Source organism: Massilia frigida (assembly GCF_011682175.1).
GTDB classification, from domain to species: Bacteria; Pseudomonadota; Gammaproteobacteria; order Burkholderiales; family Burkholderiaceae_D; genus Telluria_A; species Telluria_A frigida.
Genome location: NZ_WHJG01000060.1, coordinates 1 through 18,223 on the forward strand (window position 1 = coordinate 1; position 18,223 = coordinate 18,223).

General features: G+C 64.2%; 17 protein-coding genes and 1 pseudogene. 5 read left to right on the top strand and 13 right to left on the bottom strand.

The annotated features are described in order from the left end of the window. Window positions 1-287 precede the first annotated feature (287 nt). On the top strand, window positions 288-629 hold the full coding sequence (locus tag F2P44_RS31730; protein WP_054265938.1) for a hypothetical protein: 342 nt from the start codon (window positions 288-290) through the stop codon (window positions 627-629). Here F2P44_RS31730 and F2P44_RS31735 read toward each other — a convergent pair. Further along, window positions 613-837 carry a hypothetical protein gene (locus tag F2P44_RS31735; protein WP_167093655.1) on the bottom strand — a complete coding sequence of 75 codons (225 nt, stop codon included), beginning with the start codon at window positions 835-837 and terminating at the stop codon, window positions 613-615. The two genes, F2P44_RS31730 and F2P44_RS31735, sit on opposite strands and share 17 nt — an antisense overlap. Window positions 838-1,338: 501 nt before the next feature. On the opposite strand from F2P44_RS31735, the gene rapZ reads away from it, so the two are divergent. After that, on the top strand, window positions 1,339-2,202 hold the full coding sequence (gene rapZ / locus F2P44_RS31740) for an RNase adapter RapZ (protein WP_054265936.1): 864 nt from the start codon (window positions 1,339-1,341) through the stop codon (window positions 2,200-2,202). A gap of 9 nt (window positions 2,203-2,211) precedes the next feature. On the opposite strand, the gene F2P44_RS31745 is transcribed toward rapZ, so the two are convergent. The 6 genes from F2P44_RS31745 to hpf all read right to left on the bottom strand — a co-directional run bounded on the left by F2P44_RS31745 (window position 2,212) and on the right by hpf (window position 8,265). Continuing rightward, entirely contained in the window at window positions 2,212-4,317 is a 2,106-nt protein-coding gene (locus F2P44_RS31745) for a TonB-dependent receptor plug domain-containing protein (protein WP_167093657.1), read from the bottom strand. Between the two features lie 87 nt (window positions 4,318-4,404). Further along, window positions 4,405-5,925, bottom strand: a complete 1,521-nt coding sequence (locus tag F2P44_RS31750) for a M23/M56 family metallopeptidase (RefSeq protein WP_167093659.1) — start codon at window positions 5,923-5,925, stop codon at window positions 4,405-4,407. A 2-nt stretch (window positions 5,926-5,927) separates the two neighbouring features. Then, window positions 5,928-6,305, bottom strand: a complete 378-nt coding sequence (locus tag F2P44_RS31755) for a BlaI/MecI/CopY family transcriptional regulator (RefSeq protein WP_167093661.1) — start codon at window positions 6,303-6,305, stop codon at window positions 5,928-5,930. A 72-nt stretch (window positions 6,306-6,377) separates the two neighbouring features. Further along, window positions 6,378-6,695 carry a hypothetical protein gene (locus F2P44_RS31760; protein WP_167093663.1) on the bottom strand — a complete coding sequence of 106 codons (318 nt, stop codon included), beginning with the start codon at window positions 6,693-6,695 and terminating at the stop codon, window positions 6,378-6,380. Between the two features lie 20 nt (window positions 6,696-6,715). Next, a complete protein-coding gene (locus tag F2P44_RS31765; RefSeq protein ID WP_167093665.1) occupies window positions 6,716-7,801 on the bottom strand; it encodes an enoyl-CoA hydratase/isomerase family protein in 1,086 nt (361 codons plus the stop codon). Between the two features lie 98 nt (window positions 7,802-7,899). Then, window positions 7,900-8,265 (bottom strand): ribosome hibernation-promoting factor, HPF/YfiA family, encoded by a 366-nt coding sequence (hpf, locus tag F2P44_RS31770; protein ID WP_167093667.1) that lies wholly within the window; start codon window positions 8,263-8,265, stop codon window positions 7,900-7,902. A gap of 388 nt (window positions 8,266-8,653) precedes the next feature. Between hpf and F2P44_RS31775 the strand changes: the two genes are divergently transcribed. Next, window positions 8,654-9,994, top strand: coding sequence for a hypothetical protein (locus tag F2P44_RS31775; protein ID WP_167093669.1), 1,341 nt, complete (start codon window positions 8,654-8,656; stop codon window positions 9,992-9,994). 22 nt (window positions 9,995-10,016) lie between these two features. Here the strand turns inward: F2P44_RS31775 and F2P44_RS31780 are convergent, their stop codons facing one another. The 6 genes from F2P44_RS31780 to F2P44_RS31805 are packed head-to-tail and all read right to left on the bottom strand — an operon-like array spanning window position 10,017 to window position 15,028. After that, window positions 10,017-11,492, bottom strand: a complete 1,476-nt coding sequence (locus F2P44_RS31780; RefSeq protein ID WP_167093671.1) for an RNA polymerase factor sigma-54 — start codon at window positions 11,490-11,492, stop codon at window positions 10,017-10,019. Window positions 11,493-11,494: 2 nt separating this feature from the next. Further along, window positions 11,495-12,253, bottom strand: coding sequence for an LPS export ABC transporter ATP-binding protein (gene lptB, locus F2P44_RS31785; RefSeq protein WP_167093673.1), 759 nt, complete (start codon window positions 12,251-12,253; stop codon window positions 11,495-11,497). Next, window positions 12,250-12,858 (bottom strand): lipopolysaccharide transport periplasmic protein LptA, encoded by a 609-nt coding sequence (lptA, locus tag F2P44_RS31790; RefSeq protein WP_167093675.1) that lies wholly within the window; start codon window positions 12,856-12,858, stop codon window positions 12,250-12,252. Before lptA ends, lptB begins: the two co-directional genes overlap by 4 nt. Beyond that, the gene (gene lptC, locus F2P44_RS31795) at window positions 12,855-13,478 is read right to left on the bottom strand and encodes an LPS export ABC transporter periplasmic protein LptC (RefSeq protein ID WP_167093677.1); all 624 of its coding nucleotides are present in this window, start codon (window positions 13,476-13,478) and stop codon (window positions 12,855-12,857) included. The genes lptA and lptC overlap by 4 nt, the downstream gene beginning before the upstream one ends. Window positions 13,479-13,499: 21 nt before the next feature. Further along, window positions 13,500-14,030 (bottom strand): KdsC family phosphatase, encoded by a 531-nt coding sequence (locus tag F2P44_RS31800; RefSeq protein WP_167093679.1) that lies wholly within the window; start codon window positions 14,028-14,030, stop codon window positions 13,500-13,502. Further along, the gene (locus F2P44_RS31805) at window positions 14,030-15,028 is read right to left on the bottom strand and encodes a KpsF/GutQ family sugar-phosphate isomerase (RefSeq protein WP_187363500.1); all 999 of its coding nucleotides are present in this window, start codon (window positions 15,026-15,028) and stop codon (window positions 14,030-14,032) included. The genes F2P44_RS31800 and F2P44_RS31805 overlap by 1 nt, the downstream gene beginning before the upstream one ends. Window positions 15,029-15,283: 255 nt before the next feature. Between F2P44_RS31805 and F2P44_RS31810 the strand changes: the two genes are divergently transcribed. Both F2P44_RS31810 and F2P44_RS31820 read left to right on the top strand, forming a co-directional pair. Next, window positions 15,284-17,269 (top strand): monovalent cation:proton antiporter family protein, encoded by a 1,986-nt coding sequence (locus tag F2P44_RS31810; protein ID WP_167093683.1) that lies wholly within the window; start codon window positions 15,284-15,286, stop codon window positions 17,267-17,269. Window positions 17,270-17,275: 6 nt separating this feature from the next. Continuing rightward, window positions 17,276-18,208: pseudogene (locus tag F2P44_RS31820) on the top strand (IS630 family transposase); the annotation flags it as partial. Window positions 18,209-18,223 lie beyond the last annotated feature (15 nt).

Sequence of the window (18,223 nt, forward strand, 5' to 3'; positions counted from 1 at the left end):
CATGGTGTGGGCGTTTTGATTAAGCGTTAGAAACTAAATCATGCCAGAAATGGGCGCCCACCCCCACCTTTTCGCTTGCGCTGCCAAGCAATTTTCATCCGTTCCGCTAGTTTTGCAAGAGGCTCAAGAGGCAACCAAGTTTTACAAAAGATGCGCGGAGAGCTGCTATTCCGGTGATTGGAAGTGGGTTGACGGATACGGAAAAGATAAGTGGTTGAAAAATCACTCCTACGAAACTTACGATCATTAGTGCGGTCTAAATCGCTTTTGCGATACGGAGTTGCGTTATGGATCAACATTTGCAGATGGAAAAGTTAAGAGACACTTTTATGAGTGCATGCGACCTAATCGGGGAGGGCAATTATGAGGCGGCGTTGGAAGCACTAGTTTGGATTCATGACAATCCGATTCCAGATCTTCTGCCATCTGAGATGTTTAGGCGCATCTACGGTTTTCAAACGTGGGGGATTTTAGCTTCACGATACCCGGCAGCAAAGCAGAAAATGGAAGAGCTTCTGGCAAGAAAGATCGAGGCTGCTGAAAAGGGGGGGGCAAGCACATCAATTAGAGCCGATATTGGCAGAATGCGAGAAATTCTTGCATCGTACCTCTTTACTTCGCCCGAATAATATCCGCTTGCACCACCCCAAGGGCGGCAGATAAATTCCATCCATCCTCTGCCGCCTGGATCATCTTGGTCCTGTCCTCCGGCTTCGTGTACATGAGCGTGGCGCCGTGCGCACCGCAGGTGCATTCCAACTTGACGATCTGGACCGCGTCGGCGAAGCGCTCGGTCAGCGTCGGCGTGGCGTCGCATCGGCGGGCGCGGAGGCTCATGCTGCAGCCAGCATTTCCGGCGTCACAGTGTTGCGCGCCACTATTGCCCGCAACCACATGGATGATGCCAGGTCGTGATTACCCTCCGCCATCAGTACGATCACCAGCTCATGCCCAGCCAGCGCGAAACTGCTTGGCGTTCCAGACCTGGGCCAAGGCATTCTCGTAGCGCTTGCCGTTCGCCACTGCGAGATGCTGGGCTTGGGCGCCGCGCGTCGGCTGCGGCCTGGGTCGCTGCCAGTGCATTGACGGCGCGGTTCTGCTCACGGATCGCTGTTCAAACCAGGTCTGTTTACGCGGTAAGCCCTTGCAAGGACACACCGTTTCTCAGGCACGGAGCGGCGCTCCCTGAGCCCCCCTGCTTCACCAGGCGATGAGCAGCGACTAAACCTAGCTGTACGCACAGGTAGCGCCAAAGACCGTTGTAAAATCTCTGTTGCCTGTTGAGAATCATGCATAGTGCCTAAGCAAAGCCCACCCGCTTGGGGTATCATCGGGCCTATGCGCATTGTACTCATTACAGGTATTTCCGGATCGGGCAAATCGGTCGCCCTCAACGTGCTTGAAGATGCAGGCTACTACTGCGTCGACAACCTTCCGCCAGCCTTGTTACCGAGCCTGATCGACGCGCTGATCGCGGACGGCACTGCCTGCGCCGCCGTCGCGGTCGATGCGCGCAGCGCCCAGTCGCTGGTCGAACTGCCCACCAACATCCGTTTGCTGAAAGACCAGGGCCACGACATCAAGGTCATGTTCCTGACCTCGAACACGCACTCGCTGGTCGCGCGCTTTTCCGAAACGCGGCGCAGCCATCCGCTGTCGCACCAGCTGCGTCCCGATGAAAATCCCGCTTCGCGCCGCACCCTGATCGAGTGCATTCTCGAAGAGCGCGAGCGCCTGTCCGCCATCGAACAGCTGGGCCATGTGATCGACACGTCCGACCTGTCAGCCAACAAGCTGCGCGCGTGGATCAAGGAACTAGTCGAGATCGAACGCGCGCCGCTCACGCTCTTTTTCGAGTCGTTCGCGTTCAAACTGGGCGTACCGCTCGACGCCGACTTCGTATTCGACGTGCGCGCCTTGCCCAATCCCTACTACGACCTGACGCTGCGCCCCCTCACCGGCATGGATGCGCCGGTGATCGCCTTCCTCGACGCCCAGCCCAGCGCGGCCGAACTGCTGGAAGACATCCGCGCCTTCGTCGAGAAGTGGCTGCCGTCGTTCAAGACCGACAACCGCAGCTACCTGACCGTGGCGCTGGGCTGCACCGGCGGGCAGCATCGCTCCGTGTACATGGCCGAGCGCCTCGCCGCTTACTTCAGCCCGACCGAACGGGTCGTGCTCAGGCACCGCGAACAGTCCTGATCCGCCGGCTCATTTGGGCCGTTCAACATCATGCTCGAACGTGATGCGCAACGCCGCGCCGGGCGTCAGCTCGCGCCTGGTGGAGCGCATGACGCCGTCGCCGCCATGGTCCGACTGCGAAACGTTTGAACGCCGCAGCACATTGGTCAGTCCGACCCGCAGGCGCGTCTGCTTGCCCGCTCCCCACAAAACATACGTATCCAGCAAGCGCGTGCCGCCATTCCATTCGCGCCATACGGGCGAGTAGCGCGTCACCGCACCGCGTGCATACGTGAAGCTCGCTCCCACCGTCAGCGCGGCGCGCACATCGATGCCCAGGCTGGCCGTGAGCGGCGCCTGCTCCGCCAGCCGGTTGTCCGGCCCCTGTACCTTGTCGATGCGCGACCAGTTGCGCGCCACGTTGCCGTTCAACGCCGCGCGCGCAACACCGGGCAGCGGCAGCTTCGCTTCCAGCGCGATGCCGCGCGCGCTCGCCCTGCCCTGGTTGGCCGGCGTCGATACCCAATCCGCACCATCCTGGAACAGCCGCGTGACCGTCACGTCGTCGATGCGGCGCACGTAGGCGCTTGCCGCCAGCAAGCCATCCTTGCCGATTTGGCGGTCGTAGCCGGCATCGAGGCCCCAGGCTTTTTCGGGCCGCAGCGCCGGGTTGCCCTCGCTGTGCGGATTGGTGGCGCTGTTGTTGTTGTCGACCGTGTAGCGGCGCGGGATCAAGCTGCCCATCGCGGGCGCCTTGTAGGTGCGGGCCAGTCCCGCGCGCAGCTGGTGGCCGGCGGCCGGTTTGTACAGCGCTTGCAGCACCGGCGCGGGGATCACGCTGCGCTGGCGCACCGCCGCCACGCCGGCTTCGGCGACCGAGGTACGCAGCGTTTCCCAGCGCAGGCCGGCCGAGAGCGACCACGCGGGGCTGATCTCCCAGCCATCCTGCGCGAACACGCCAAGCCGGTCGATGATGCCGTGATAGCGGTTGTCGGTCAGGAGCGGCGCCTCGTCGAAGGTATCGCGTTCGCTGGCAACGCGGGTCTGGCTGCGCGTCGTGTGCGCGCCATCCCAGCCGGCCGTGAGCGTGTGACCGCCCCCCACAGGCCGCGTCCAGCTGGCGCCCGCGTGATAGCCGCCTTCGCGCAACTCGGACGTGACCAGGTTGAGCGCGGGCGCGCGCCGGCCATTGATCACATCGCCGAACTCGAAGTCGGACTCGCGCCAGCTGCGGTGGATGCCGCCCCTCGCTTCGATGCGCGCGCCCTCGCCCAGGCTGCGCGTCCATTCCAGATCGGCGCGCAGCCATGTCGCCGGCATGCTGAACACTGCGGCGCGCTGCGGATGCAGGGTCGGCGCCCCTTCCTGCGTGGTCTCGCTGGCCCATGCATCGGTTGCGCGCCGGCTGATGCTAAGGAAGGCCTGCAAGCCGAGCGTGTCGCCGTTGGCCAGCTTCCAGTTTGCCCGCGGCGACAGGCTCGCAAGGCGCGTGATGTTGTCTTCGTTCAGGCGCGTGCTGCGGCGCAGGCCGGGCCCCGTCTCTTCCTCGTGCGACGGCGCGGGCAAGGGCGAATACGACAGGCTCACCGGAACCGAATACGAAAACGCATCGTCCTTGCCGCTGAATTCTCCGCCCAGGCTGGGCGAGCGCCGGCCGTGCTGCGTGTCCACCCCTGCCTTGACGGTGGCGCGCAGGCGCGTGGCCGACTTGCGCAGCACGATGTTGACGCTGCCGGCGATAGCCTGCATGCTCGTCGCCGCCGAGGCGCCGCGCGCAATCTCGACCCGTTCGATCAATTCCGGCGCCAGCGATTCGAGCGAAAAGCCGGCCGGCGCGGCCACGCCGTTGAGCAGCACCTGCGTGTAGCCTTTACCCAGGCCGCGCAGACGGATATCGCTGGCGCGCCCGCCGCCGTCGCCGATGGTGATGCCGGGCACGCGCTTGAGGGCGTCGCCGAGCGAGCGGTCGCCGTGGCGCATCAGCTCTTCGCGGCCGACCACCAGGCTGGCGGCGGTTTCTTCGCTGCGCTGGTCGTAACGGGCGCCCGCGATCTCGATTTTGGGAAGCACGTCGGCGGCCAGCGCAGGCGAGGATAAAGCCAGCGCGCAGGCGCAGGCATACGGACGGATCTGCATGGGTTTCCTTCGATGGTGTTCAGGGACGAGCGCAGCCCTGCGGCGCTGCTGCGCCGCAGGGGAAACCGCGCCTGACCGGGGAGTTGGTTAAAGTTTGGCGGGACGCTTGCGCAGCGCCTGCGAAGTGGCATAGGCGTCGAGGGACGTCAGCATCCGCTGCGGATCGATGCGCTCGCCGTTACGGAAGGCTTCCAGATGCAAGTGGGGACCGGTGACCTTGCCGGTGCCGCCGGCCAGGCCGATCATCTCGCCGGCGCGCACCACCTGGCCCGGCTGCGCCGAACGCACGCTCAGGTGAGCGTACAGCGAGCGCACGCCGTTGGCATGTTCGATCACGATCACATCGCCGTATTGCGGCCCGCCTTCGTACTGCGCGGTCGATGCGAGTACGGTGCCGCTGGCAGCCGCCAGCACGGGCGTACCGGTGCTGGCGGCGAAGTCGATGCCGTGATGGCCGTCTTCCAGGTTCTTGCGCGCGGCGCCGTAAAAGCTGGTGACGCGCACGCGGTCGACCGGCATCCGCCACTGCTGCGGCGCGCTGGCGGCGGGTGGCGCTGCTGGCGCGGCGGATTCCGGAGCGCGCCAGGCAAACGCCGGCTGCAGGAACAGGCTCGCGCCCAGCACCGATACCAGCGCGGCGGCCACCGCGGCCTTGCCCGGCAAGCCGGCGGCGCGCAATCCCTGCTCGCGGATCAGGCCCACCCTGGCGCGCAGCGATGCGGCGTTGCCATGGCCAAAGGCGATGCTGGCTGTCGGCACGCAGAAGCTGTCCTGCTGCACCTTGAGCTGGGCCACCAGGGCGGCCGCATACTGCTTGCGCTGCTGCGCAGGGCGGCCGGCCAGCACGGCGCGGTCGCATCCCAGCTCCTGCGCCCAGTTCAGGCGCCGGGTCAGCACCGCCAGCAGGGGATTGAACCAGAACAGGGTTTGCAGCAGCATGCCCGCGTGCAGCCACAAGGGATCGCGGCGCTGCCAGTGGGTCAGTTCGTGGGCGACGATCAGGCGCTGCTGCTCGTCGCTGAAGCTGCGCAGATGGCGCGGCAGCAGCAAGTGTGGCCGCGCGAGGCCGGTCAGCATGGGCGAGATGGCGGCGTCGGTTTCGGATACGCGCAGGCCGCGCCGCAGCAGCGCAGCCACCGGCTCGGCGCCAAAGCCCGCATGCTGCGCCAGTGCCGGGGCGTCGAGCGGGCGCGCGCTGGCCAGCAAGGCGCGCAGGCCGCGCTGTGCATGCATCCAGCGCGCACCGGCGGCCAGCAGGCCGGCCGCATACAGCGCCAGCCAGGCTTGCGCGAGCAGCTCGATGACATCGAGGTCGTCGTCGGCGCCATCCACGTCATCCGCCCCAACGTGCTGCGGCGGCTTCGCGGCGACCACCGCCGAACGTTCGATCTCGATAGCCGGCAGCACGCTGTAACTGGCGCTGTGCGGCAGCAGCGCGAGCACGAAGGCGCAAGCGATGGCCGCCTGCGACCAGAGCCACACCGAGCGGTGCCCGGCCAGCACCGGCCACGCGCGCGTCGCGAGCGAGAGCAGCGCCAGGATGACGGCGGCCGCAATGCCGCAGGTAATGCTCGCTTTAAGGAAGGGAAAGGCGATCGCGTTCAGCATGCTCAGTCCTTCGCGTCGGGCCAGTCTTGCAGCATCTGTTCGAGTTCCGCGAGTTCCTGCTGGTCGACCAGTTTACTGCCGGTGAACATATTGACGGGCAGCGGCGCGTCGATCTCCATCACGCGGCGTCCGAAGTCGCGCGCAAAGGCGGCCAGGGTCGTCACCTTGTCGAGCTGGGCGCGGTAGACCTGCACGCCGTGCTGCGCATGCTGCGACACCATCTGCTTGTCGAGCATGCGTTCGAGCGTCTTGCGGGTCGAGGAAAACGACCAGTCCAGTTCCGCGACGGCACGCTCGTGCAGTTCGCGCGCGCTCAGAGGCTGGTCCTTCCAGAGGACTTTGAGCAGGCTGAGTTCTGAAACCGAAGGAATGACCGACATGACGATGCTCCACTTTGTGACTGATAGGGCAAGTATGCGACATTTGTCACATAAGGTCAAGCGCCACTGGATTCAGTCGGATATGCAGAACAGCCCCTGCTGCCTGCGGCTGGCAAAGGACAGCACGGCGATCAGCTTGTGCAGCAAGGTGCGTTCATCCGCTTGCAGGCTGGCGTGCAGCAGCGGCAGCATCGCATCGAGAGCCCGTTCAATGTCGCCCAGATCGAAGGCCTGGTCGTCGAACAGCTTGGACATCCGTTCGATGAAATCATAATCGCCGCGTTTGACAAGGCGCGAGAAGGCAGGCAGCTCGCTGAAATCGACGCTACCGACGTGATCGCGCGGGCCATCGCGCCAGTTGCCGGGGCCGACGTAAAGATCATATGCCACGCCGCGCCCCGGGCATCACGTCAATCCAGATGGCGCAGCGGATGCGCGGCCGCCGGCCACACCGGCGCAAAAAAGCGCTCGACCATCGGCGCGTCGACCTGATCGAGGCTGGCCGGATTCCACTTGGGCGCGTTGTCCTTGTCGATGACGAGCGCGCGCACGCCTTCGAGCACTTCGCCGTGTTCGAAATTGTGGCGCACCACGGTGCGTTCCATGCGCAGGCAATCGGCGACATCGAGCGCGGCACCGCGCAGCAGCAGTTCGCGCGTCACGCACATCATCAGCGGGGAACGCTGGCGCATGGCGGCCAGCGCCTTTTGCGCGAACTCGCCGTCGTCGCCTTCGAGCGAGGCCATGATGGCGGCGACCGAAGCGGCGCCGAAGTGGCGGTCGATGCCATCGCGCTGCGCGGCCAGGATCGATGCGCCCGCATCAGCGGAAAACGGCGCCGCGAACGCGCCGATGGCCGCGCGCAGCTGCGCGCCCGGGGTGGCCTCGATCAGTTCCTTGAGCGCGCCCATCTGCGCCTGCGGCACGAACAGGTCGGCCAGCCCGACATACAGGGCGTCGGCCGCGCCGATGGTCAGGCCGGTCAGGCCCAGGTACTGCCCCAGCTGCCCCGGCGCGCGCGACAGGAAATAGCTGCCGCCCACGTCGGGAAACAGGCCGATATTCACCTCGGGCATGGCCATCTTGGTTTTTTCGGTGACGATGCGGATGCGGCAGTCAGGTCCGCCCTGCGCAATGCCCATGCCGCCGCCCATCACCACGCCATCCATCAGCGCGATATACGGCTTCGGGTAAAAATGAATCAGGTGATTGAGCGCGTATTCTTCGGTGAAAAAATCTTCCAGCAGCGCGCTGCCGCCCATCGGCGTGGCATGGCCGCAATCGTGGAAAAAGCGGATGTCGCCGCCGGCGCACAGCGCTTTTTCGCTGCTGCTGCCAATGACCACGGCATCGATGGCGGGATCAATACGCCATGCGCTCAACACCTCGGCCAGGTCGCGCACCATCGCCAGCGACAGCGAATTGAGGGCCTTGGGACGGTCGAGGGTAATCATGCCGGTACGGTTGGCAACGCGGGTGTGGACGAATTCGCTCATGGCTGGCTGATGGAAGAGGAAAAGAGCGCTATTTTATCGCGCGCGGATGCAAAAAGGGCGCCACGCGGGCGCCCTTTGGCGAAAGAGACGGGGCCTGCTTATGCGGCCGACGGCGACTCTTCTTCAGGCATCTCTTCAGGCAGGTGCTTGATGGCCTGGTGATTGTGGTCCTGGATCTTGTTTTTGTACTTCATGACCTGACGATCCAGTTTGTCGATCAGGGTATCGATGGCGGCGTAGAGATCGTGCGACAGGCTTTCCACATACACGGTTTTGCCCGACAGGCGCAGGTTGATCTCGGCCTTTTGACGTTTTTCTTTTTCCGTCAGATTGTCGACGGTGAGGATGACTGCAATATCGATCACTTGATCGAAATGGCGCCTTACGCGCTCAAGCTTGCTTTGTACGTATTCACGGATGGCTGGCGTTACTTCAAGATGATGTCCACTGATTGTGAGATTCATACACACACTCCTAATGATAATGGCACTTCTTGTTACTATCGGTTCGTACGCATGGCAGCGCAGAGGAACAGCGTTATTACTGCACGGACGAGCTGGTCATGCTGGTCCGAAAAATTGCCAATCGATTAATGGGTTTAATGGTATTCAACTCCTTCATTTTTGTACCCGAGCAACTTTCCCTCGTGTAGAACCAAGTGTATCAGTTATTCGGCATAGCACAAGGTAAGCACAAAGACGGCAGGAATCAAGGGGAAATAGGCGATATATTCGCTGCGGTATATCCTCGCGATACCGGCGGGATCGGAAAGTAGCAGGTATATAGACCAATATAGTTAAGACAACGGTCTTCCCCTACAATCGCTTCCCCCGCCAATTTCCCGATGCCGACATGTTCAAACGATCCGCCTTCATCTCCCTGCCGCGCCTACTCCTGGCCGGCGCCCTGTGCGCCAGTGCCCCGGCCTTTGCCGCCCTCAGTTTCGACCTGAGCGTCGCCACCAAATACGCGGTCGCCACGCACGGCAACAACCCGCCGCCGGACGAGGTCAAGCAGTACAAGGTGGTACTGGGCGAACGCTATCTGTCGGTGAGCAGCACGGGCGAATCGACGATCTACGACCTGGCGACCCGGCGCCGCTACCAGATCGACCTGGCCACTCGCCGCTATGTCGATTACTCGCTGTTCGACGAAGCCGGCTTTCGCGTACAGGAGCTGAAGAACCGCTCGGTGATGAACCAGGCACTGAGCGTGGCCAAGGTCGACCTGCCGGCCTTCGACCCGGTCTTCGATGAACATAATCTGTCGGTCGCGTCGGCGCCGCGCAAGCTGTCCGAATCGAACGAGGCCGGCGCCACCGTGCTGGCGGTCGACGGCAATCCGCTGGCGCGCATCCCGGCCGGCGGCACCAGCATCGGCGCCGGCGACGCGGCCCAATTCGAGCGCATGATGCGCTACCGTTTCGGCGGCCATCCGCTGGTGCTGGCGCGCCTGGCCAGCGAAAAGCGCGTGCCGGCCGGCTTCGTGATGCACCACAAGCAGGTCGGCCACAGCCAGACGCGCACCTATACGGTCAGCGCGCTCAGGCAAAGCGCCCCGGCCAGCTACGACCTCAAGCCGTACAAGCCGCGCGCGGCGCAGGATAACGATCTCGATCAGCTGCTCGACAAGGCGCAGGCGAATGCCGCGCCGCCGACGGCGGCAACCAGGCAAGCGTTCGAAACCGGGATCGCACAAGCGTTCGCCGACAAGCGCGCCTTCGACGCCATGCTCGGCATGTCCGAATTGGCGTTCGTCAGCGGTGACCCGATGAAAACGCCGACCCCGGAGCAGAAGGTGCTGCTCAACGCCGACCCGCAAGTGCGCGCGTTCGCGGCGGCGATGCGCCCCAAGGGGAAGGCAGAGATGGAGGCGGCGCTCGCCACGCTGCAGGAACTGCGCAAGCTCACCACGCACAAGCAGCACATGCTGGCGTTGTTTGAAGCAAATTGGCGCGCCAAGCTGGGCGACGTACGCGGCGCGCTACCGCTGTACGCCAGCGTATTGCGCGCCAATCCGGCGCTGGCCGGAGCCTACAAGGATATGGGCGATGCGCTGTTCAAAAGCTATGACATAGCGCGCGCCTGGCGCAGCTGGGACGCGGGCCGGCGCATGGCGCCGGGGCTGGAACAGTTCAAGGCGGTCAACCAGTACGAACAGCTGCTGCTGCGCGAGCACCCGGAGTTTTTCTAGGCGCCGCGCAACCCTGAACACCCTACAGGCACTTGCGCAGGGCGACCGGCGGAATCTTGAGCGCTTCGCGGTACTTGGCGACCGTGCGGCGCGCGATCACCATGCCCTGCTCGCCTAGCATGTCGGCGATCTTGCTGTCCGACAGAGGGCTTTTGGGATCCTCCGCGCTGGTCAGCTGCACGATCAGCGCGCGAATCGCCGTCGACGACGCTTCGCCACCCGCTTCGGTGGCCACGTGGCTGCCGAAAAAATACTTCAGCTCGAACATGCCGTGCGGCGTCATCATGTACTTTTGCGTGGTCACGCGCGAGATCGTACTTTCGTGCAGGCCGAGCGTGTCGGCGATTTCGCGCAGCACCAGCGGACGCATCGCCACCGCGCCGTGCGAGAAGAAATTGCGCTGGCGTTCGACGATCGCTTCGGCCACCCGCAAGATGGTATCGAAGCGCTGGCGCATGTTCTTGATCAGCCACTTGGCTTCCTGCAGCTGCGCGCCCATCTGCCCTTCGCCCTTGCCCTGCTTGAGCAGCGCGGCGTACATGCTGTTCACGCGCAGGCGCGGCATGACGTCGTTATTGAGCATCACCGACCAGCCGTTTTTCGCTTTGCGCACGATCACGTCCGGCACCACGTAGTCCGACACATCGGACGCGAACTCCGCGCCCGGATGCGGATTGCACTGGCGGATCACGGTCTGCGCCTCGCGCAAGTCCTCGTCGTCGCAGTCGAGCGCTTTTTTCAGCTTGTTGAATTCGCGCTGGGCGAACCAGGTCAGATGGTTCTCGACGATGGTCAGCGCCATGCGCCGCGTCACCAGCGCCACGCCCGGCATGCGCCGGATCTGCAACGCCAGGCATTCGGACGCATTGCGCGCGCCCACGCCGATCGGGTCGAAACTTTGCAGCAGCGCCAGCGCGGTGCGCAATTCCTCGATTTCGATTTCCAGCTCGGGCGGCATGCGCTCGTGGATCTCTTCCAGCGTTTCGGTCAGGTAGCCATTGTCGTCGACGGCGTCGACGATCAGTTCGACCAGCGCGCGGTCGCGCGGCTCCAGCACGGTCACGCGCATCTGCTCCATCAGGTGCTCGCGCAAGGTGGTGGCGGACGCTTCGAGCTGCGGGCGCGAATCCTCGTCGTCGGACGTCTTGGCGCGACCGAGGTCGCCCCATTCGCCATCGTTGTCGCTGCTGCTGGCCGGGCTATCCGCCTCGCCGCCCTCGAAGCCTTCGCCTTCGGCCGGCGCCGGCGCATCCTGCGCCCCCGGCTCGGGCGCCGCTTCGGTCGGCGTCGAGGTACTGCTGATGGCGCCATCGCCGAGCAGGCGCACCGAATGATCGAGCGGATCGTCGAGCCGTTCGAGCAGCGGATTGTCGCTTAACAGCTGTTCCAGTTCCTGGTGCAGTTCCAGGGTCGACAACTGCAGCAGCCGGATCGACTGCTGCAGCTGCGGCGTGAGGGCGAGGTGCTGGGAGGTGCGTAGTTGAAGGGACTGTTTCATGCCTACATCCGGAAGTGTTCGCCCAGGTAGACCCGGCGCACGGATTCATCGGCGATGATGTCGTCGGGTCGGCCGGAAGCGAGCACCGCACCCTGGTTGATGATGTAGGCGCGGTCGCAGATGCCCAGCGTTTCGCGTACGTTATGGTCGGTGATCAGAACGCCGATGCCGCGCTGCTTGAGGAAGCGCACGATGCGCTGGATCTCGATGACGGCGATCGGATCGACCCCGGCGAACGGTTCGTCGAGCAGCACGAAGCGCGGGTTGGTCGCCAGTGCGCGCGCGATCTCGACCCGGCGCCGCTCGCCGCCCGACAGCGTCATGGCCTGGTTTTCGCGCAGTTTTTCAATTTGCAGGTCGGCCAGCAGGGTGTCGAGGCGCTCGTTGATCTGCGCCTTGGTCAGCGCCTTGCAGTCCACCTTTTGCAGTTCCAGCACGGCGCGGATGTTTTCTTCGACCGTCAACTTGCGGAACACCGACGCTTCCTGCGGCAGGTACGACAGGCCGAGCGTGGCGCGGCGGTGGATCGGCAGGCTCGAAATATCGACCCCGCTGATGTCGATGGTGCCCGCATCCGACGGCACCAGGCCGACGATCATGTAGAACGAGGTGGTCTTGCCGGCGCCATTGGGGCCGAGCAGTCCGACCACTTCGCCGCAGTCGACCTGCAGCGAGACGTCGCGTACGACCAGGCGCTTGCCGTAGCTTTTCTGCAGGCCGCGCACGATCAGCGTGCTGCCGCAATTCTTCGTTTCGATCATGGGTTTCCCGCCGCTGGCGTGGTGGCCGGTGCTGGCGCCGGTGCGGGAGCGCCCGGCGGCGTGGCCGGTGCCGCGCGCGGCTTGCGCGGCGCGATGATCATGGTGCCACGGCCCTGGCCCGGCTTGTTGGCGCCGCTGGCGTCGTTACGAGCCACGAAGACTTCCTTGCGGCTGTCGTAGGAAATGAATTCGCTCTCGATTTCGTTGGTCGGCTTCTGGCCTTCCAGCTGGCGGATCTTGGCGCCGGAGAAGAGCTTCATCATGTCGTTGCGCTCATCGTATTCGATGCGCTGGGCCTGGCCTTCGATCCACAGGTCCGGGCCGCCGTCGCGTTTCTGGCGGAACGTGGCGGCCTTGCCGGCGCTGGCGGTCAGGGTCACGAACATGTCGCCTTCGGGCGTTTCCTTGATGATGGCGCGGTCGGACTTGAGGATCAGGGTGCCCTTGGTGACGACCACGTTCCCGGTCAGTATGGTCACCTGGGTCACTTCGTTGGTTTCAAGGGAATCGTAACCGATCACCGCCTGTTTGGCGGCATCGGCCTTTTCGGCGGACGCGGTTGCCGCGGCCAGTCCGAGCAGGGCGAAGGCTAGAAATTTTTTCATTGTGGTTTACCTGTGATGGGTGGCGCTGCGCGCGCCGCTTTCGGTGGATAGACGATCTGCCCGCGGCTGGCGAACTTAAGCTCGCGCGTCGCGTTGTTCGCGTCCATGCCGGTCCCGGTGATGGTGGCGGTGCCCAGCGTGACCTGGACCGGCTGGTCGGAGGTCATGCGGTCTTCGTCGGTAAATACGGTCAGCGCTTCGGTCTTGAGCTGCATGCCGCGGTTGGTGGGCGACTCGGGCCGCACCACGTTGACATTGCCGATCAGGTCCGCCTGGTTCTGGGCGTGGCGGATGCGCGCGCGCTGGGAAGTGATGGTGGTGACCGGCTGGCCGGGCGCGACACCCTGCAGCACCGGCAGTTCGACGTCCGAGGAATCGTCGATCGGGCGGTGCGTGAGCTTGGCGCCGGAGACCAGGTAGCGCGGCTTGCCCTCGGGCGTCATGCGCACGAAGCTGAATTGTTCGACGATGTAGTCGGGTTCATTCTTGAAATTGTTCGGATCGACCGACGCGTCGCCATTTTGCGCCAGCTGGACCAGCCAGAAGGTGCCGAAGGCGAAGAAGGTCCCGACCACCATGATCGCGGTCAGGCGCCAGCGGTGTGCGGTGCGCTTATGCATGGTGGTCTCCCGTGGCTGGCATCAGGCGAAGTACGGCGCCAGGGCCGCCTCGTAGGTGCCCTGCGCGCGCATGACCATGTCGCACACTTCGCGCACGGCGCCGCGTCCGCCGCCGGCCTTGGTGACGTAATGGGCGCGGTACTGCACTTCCGGGTGGCCGGTCGGCACGGTAACGGCAAAGCCGACTTGCAGCAGCAGCGGCAGGTCGATGACGTCGTCGCCGATGTAGCCGCACTGCGCGGCCGTCACGCCGGTCGCTTCGAGCAGCTTGGCAAAGGCGACGCGCTTGTCGTGGATGCCCTGGTGGACATGCATGATTCCCAGGTCGGCCGCGCGCCGCACCACGATCGGCGACTGGCGCGCACTGATGATGGCGGTGGCCACGCCGCTCTTTTGCAGCAGCTGGATGCCCAGGCCATCGAGCACATTGAAAGTCTTGGTCGCTTCGCCATCGGGGCCGTAGGTCAGGCTGCCGTCGGTCAGCACGCCGTCGACGTCGAAAATCATGACCTTGACGGCGGCGGCGCGTTGCATGTGTTCGAGCTGGATCATCAAATTACCTTCGCGCGGGTCAGGTCGTGGATATGCAGGGCGCCCACCAGCTTGCCGTCGGCATCGACCACCAGCATCTGGTTGATACGGAATTCTTCCATGATGGCCACCGCATCGACCGCCAGCTGGTCGGGACCGACGCGGCGCGGATCGGCGTGCATCACGTCGCGGATCGTGATCTTGGTGAAGTCCTGCACGCGCTCGATGAGGCGGCGCAGGTCGCCGTCGGTAAATACGCCGACCGGGCGCTGGGCCTCGTCGACGATGGCGGTCATGCCCATGCCCTTCTGGGTGATTTCGAGCAGGGCCACCGACAGCGACACGTCGGCGCTCACCTTCGGCACCGCGTCGCCGCTGCGCATGACGTCGCGCACGTGGGTCAGCAGGCGCCGGCCAAGCGCGCCGCCCGGATGCGAGCGGGCGAAGTCTTCTTCCTTGAAGCCGTGCGCGTCGAGCAGGGCCACGGCCAGCGCGTCGCCCAGCGCCAGGGTGACGGTGGTGCTGGCGGTCGGCGCCAGGTTGAGCGGACAGGCTTCCTTGGCCACCGAGACGTCCAGGTGCACGTCGGCCAGCAGCGCCAGGCTCGATTGCGGGTTGCCGGTCATGGCGATCAGCGGCGCGCCCATGCGCTTGATGATCGGCAGGATCGCCATCAGTTCGGCCGTCTCGCCGGAGTTCGAGATGGCGATGAAGGCATCCTGCGCGGTGACCATGCCAAGGTCGCCGTGGGCCGCTTCGCCCGGGTGCACGAACATGGCCGGGGTGCCGGTCGAGGCCAGGGTGGCGGCGATCTTGCGTGCGATATGGCCCGACTTGCCCATGCCGGAGACAACCACCCGCCCGCTGCACTCCATCAGCAGGCCCACGGCCTGGCCGACGCTGTCGTCGGTCTCCAGGCGTGCGTGCAGGGCGCGGATGGCGTCCGCTTCGATTTCGAGCGTCTCGCGGGCCAGTAGCATGGCGCGTTGCGTGAGGTTTTTGTCAAAAGCTTTCAGCATTGTTTTTTCATGGGTTACACTCATGGCAGAAGTATAAACGAATTGCGAAAGCAAAAAACTTGCCAGACGCAGAAATCGTCGGGGACCCCGCAAAACCGTAGCGAGCGGCGGCATTTTTGTCCGAGACGCGCAGCCGTACGAAGGTACGGCGAGCATCGCAGGGCGAAAATGACGTCGCGCAGTTGGTTTTTCGAGGTCGCCGGTCGTCACTCCGTGTTTTCGCCCGGCCTTTACCATTCCTTTACACGGCAACGCATGTTTTCAGGACTAGAACTTACCCTCCTTCTGTTAGGCAGCGCCGTACTCGGTGTGGTCGCTTTCCGCATGATGCACCTGCCGCCGATGCTCGGCTACCTGGCCGTCGGCATCCTGATTGGCCCGCACGCCCTGGGCCTGGCCGAAAACAGCAAGACCACCGAAACCCTGGCCGAATTCGGCGTTGTTTTCCTGATGTTTTCGATCGGGCTGGAATTCTCCCTGTCGCAGCTGATGGCGATGCGGCGCATCGTGTTCGGCCTCGGGATGGCCCAGGTGGTGCTGACCATCGTGGCCACCATGCTGTTCGGGTGGCTGCTCTCGACCCAGTTGCCGGCATCGCTGAAGATCACCTGGCAGGCCGCGTTTGCGCTGGGCGGCGCGCTGGCCATGTCGTCGACCGCGATCGTGGTCAAGATGCTGACCGAGCGGCTCGAACTCGAAAGCCAGCATGGCCGCAAGATCATCGGCATCCTGCTGTTCCAGGATCTGGCCGTGGTACCGCTGCTCATTCTCATCCCCTCGCTCGGCAAGCCACCCGAGGAACTGGCCGAAACGCTGGCCTGGGCCGGCCTGAAAGCGGTGATCGTGCTGGTACTGCTGCTGTTCATCGGCCAGAAGGTCATGCGCACCTGGTTCACCATCGTCGTCAAGCGCCGCTCGCAGGAGCTGTTCATGCTCAACCTGCTGCTCATCACCCTGGGCGCGGCCTGGATCACCGAGCACGCCGGCCTGTCGCTGGCCCTGGGCGCGTTCGTGGCCGGCATGCTCATTTCCGAGACCCAGTACAAGCACCAGGTGGAAGAAGATATCAAGCCATTCCGCGACGTCCTGCTCGGACTGTTTTTCATCACCGTCGGCATGCTGCTCAATGTCGGCCTGGTGCTGGAAAACTGGTGGCTGGTGCTGTTGCTGCTGGTGCTGCCGGTGCTGCTCAAGTTCGCGCTGATCGGGGTGCTGGCCAAGCTGTTCGGCGCGTCCGATGGCGTGTCGATCCGCACCGGCCTGGCGCTGGCGCAGGCGGGCGAATTCGGCTTCGTGCTGCTCAACCTGACCTCCGGCGCACATCTGATCGATGACTTCATCATCCAGCTGGTGCTGGCCTCGATGGTGCTGTCGATGCTGGTGGCGCCGTTCATCATCGCCAAGTCGGACCAGATCGTGATGAAGGTCTCGTCCAACGAATGGATGATGCAGTCGCTCCAGCTCACGCAAATCGCCAGCCGCACCATGTCGACCCAGAAGCACGTGATCATCGCCGGCTTCGGGCGCAGCGGCCAGACCCTGGCGACCTTGCTGACCGAGGAAAAAGTGGCTTACCAGGCGCTCGACCTGGACCCGGAACGGGTGCAGGAAGCGCAGGCAGCGGGTGCGCATGTGTCGTATGGCGATGCCGCGCGCCGCGAAAGCCTGGTGGCGGCCGGTATTTACCGCGCCAGCGCGCTGGTGATCACGTATGCCAGCACGCCGTCGGCGATCAAGGTGCTGCACCTGGTGCACGAGCTGGCGCCGACCTTGCCGGTGATCGTGCGCAGTTATGACGATACCGATCTCGATGTGCTGAAAAAAGCCGGCGCGGCGGAAGTGGTGCCGGAAGCGCTGGAGGGCAGCCTGATGCTCGCCTCGCACGCGCTGGTGATGATGGGCGTGCCGCTGCGGCGCGTGGTGCACCGGGTGCAGAGTGCGCGCGACGAGCGTTACGCGTCGCTGCGCGGGTATTTTCATGGCACCGGCGACGTCAGCGACGATCCGGAGCACTTGTTCGTGCGCCTGCATTCGGTGACCTTGCGCGAAGATGCCGCCTCGGTCGGCAAGCGCATCGACCAGCTGGAGCTGGCCGAATTGGGAGCCGACGTGACCACGGTGCGGCGCGGGAAGGAGCGGCTCGATGTCACGCCGCTGACGCAGCTCGAAGTGGGCGATGTGGTGGTGCTGCGCGGGTCGGCCGATGCGGTGAACCGGGCGGAAGAACGGTTGCTGCACTAGTACCGAGGAGGTTTTGAGGCCGCCTTGCACGAGGCACCCCGCCCTGAAGGTCGTCGCAAATTATCGGGCAACGAAGAAGCATTGCTCATTGCGACGGCATGTTCGGCACCGCCCGAAGGGCAGGCACGCTGGACGCTGGAGCTGCTGGCCGATGCAATGGTGCGTCTGACCGGACACGACAGCTTAAGCCGCGCCACCGTTGGGCGGCGGCTTGCTGAAAACGAGCTCAAGCCATGGCAAGAGAAAATGTAGTGTGTGCCCAAGGTCGACAGCGAGTATGTCGCGCGTATGGAGGACGTACTGGACCTGTACGCCGAGCCGCACGATCCCAGGCGCCCGGTAGTGTGCTTCGACGAAAGCCCGACCCAACTCATCGGGCATGCGCGCCGGGCCGAGCCGGCCCCCCCGGGCACACCCGCACGCATCGATTACGAATACGTGCGCAACGGTACGGCAAACTTGTTTGTGTTCTACGGTGTTCACGCAGGCTGGCGCCATGTCGCAGTCACCGAGCAACGAACTTCCCGCCAGTTTGCGCAGCAGATGCAGGCGCTGGTCGATGTGCATTGGCCTGAGGCCGACGTGATCCGTGTCGTACTGGACAATCTCTCAACCCATTCCATCGCCGCCCTGTACAACACCTTTGAGCCCGGTGCGGCCCGCCGCATTGCACGTAAGCTGGAGTTCCACTATGTGCCCAAGCATGCCAGTTGGCTCAACATGGTCGAAATCAGCGTTCTCAAGCAGCAGTGCTTGGCGCGCTGCATTGCAGATAAAGAAACCTTGGTGCGGGAAATCGCCGTCTGGGAAAAATGCCGCAACGACGCCGCTGCACAAATCCAATGGATGTTCACCATAGAGAAGGCGCGCACTAAACTCGGGCGGGTCTATCAGCCACTTGAGCAGGCGCGCCAGGAGGACGCAATAAAGGAGGCTTGAACCCTTCAAATCCAG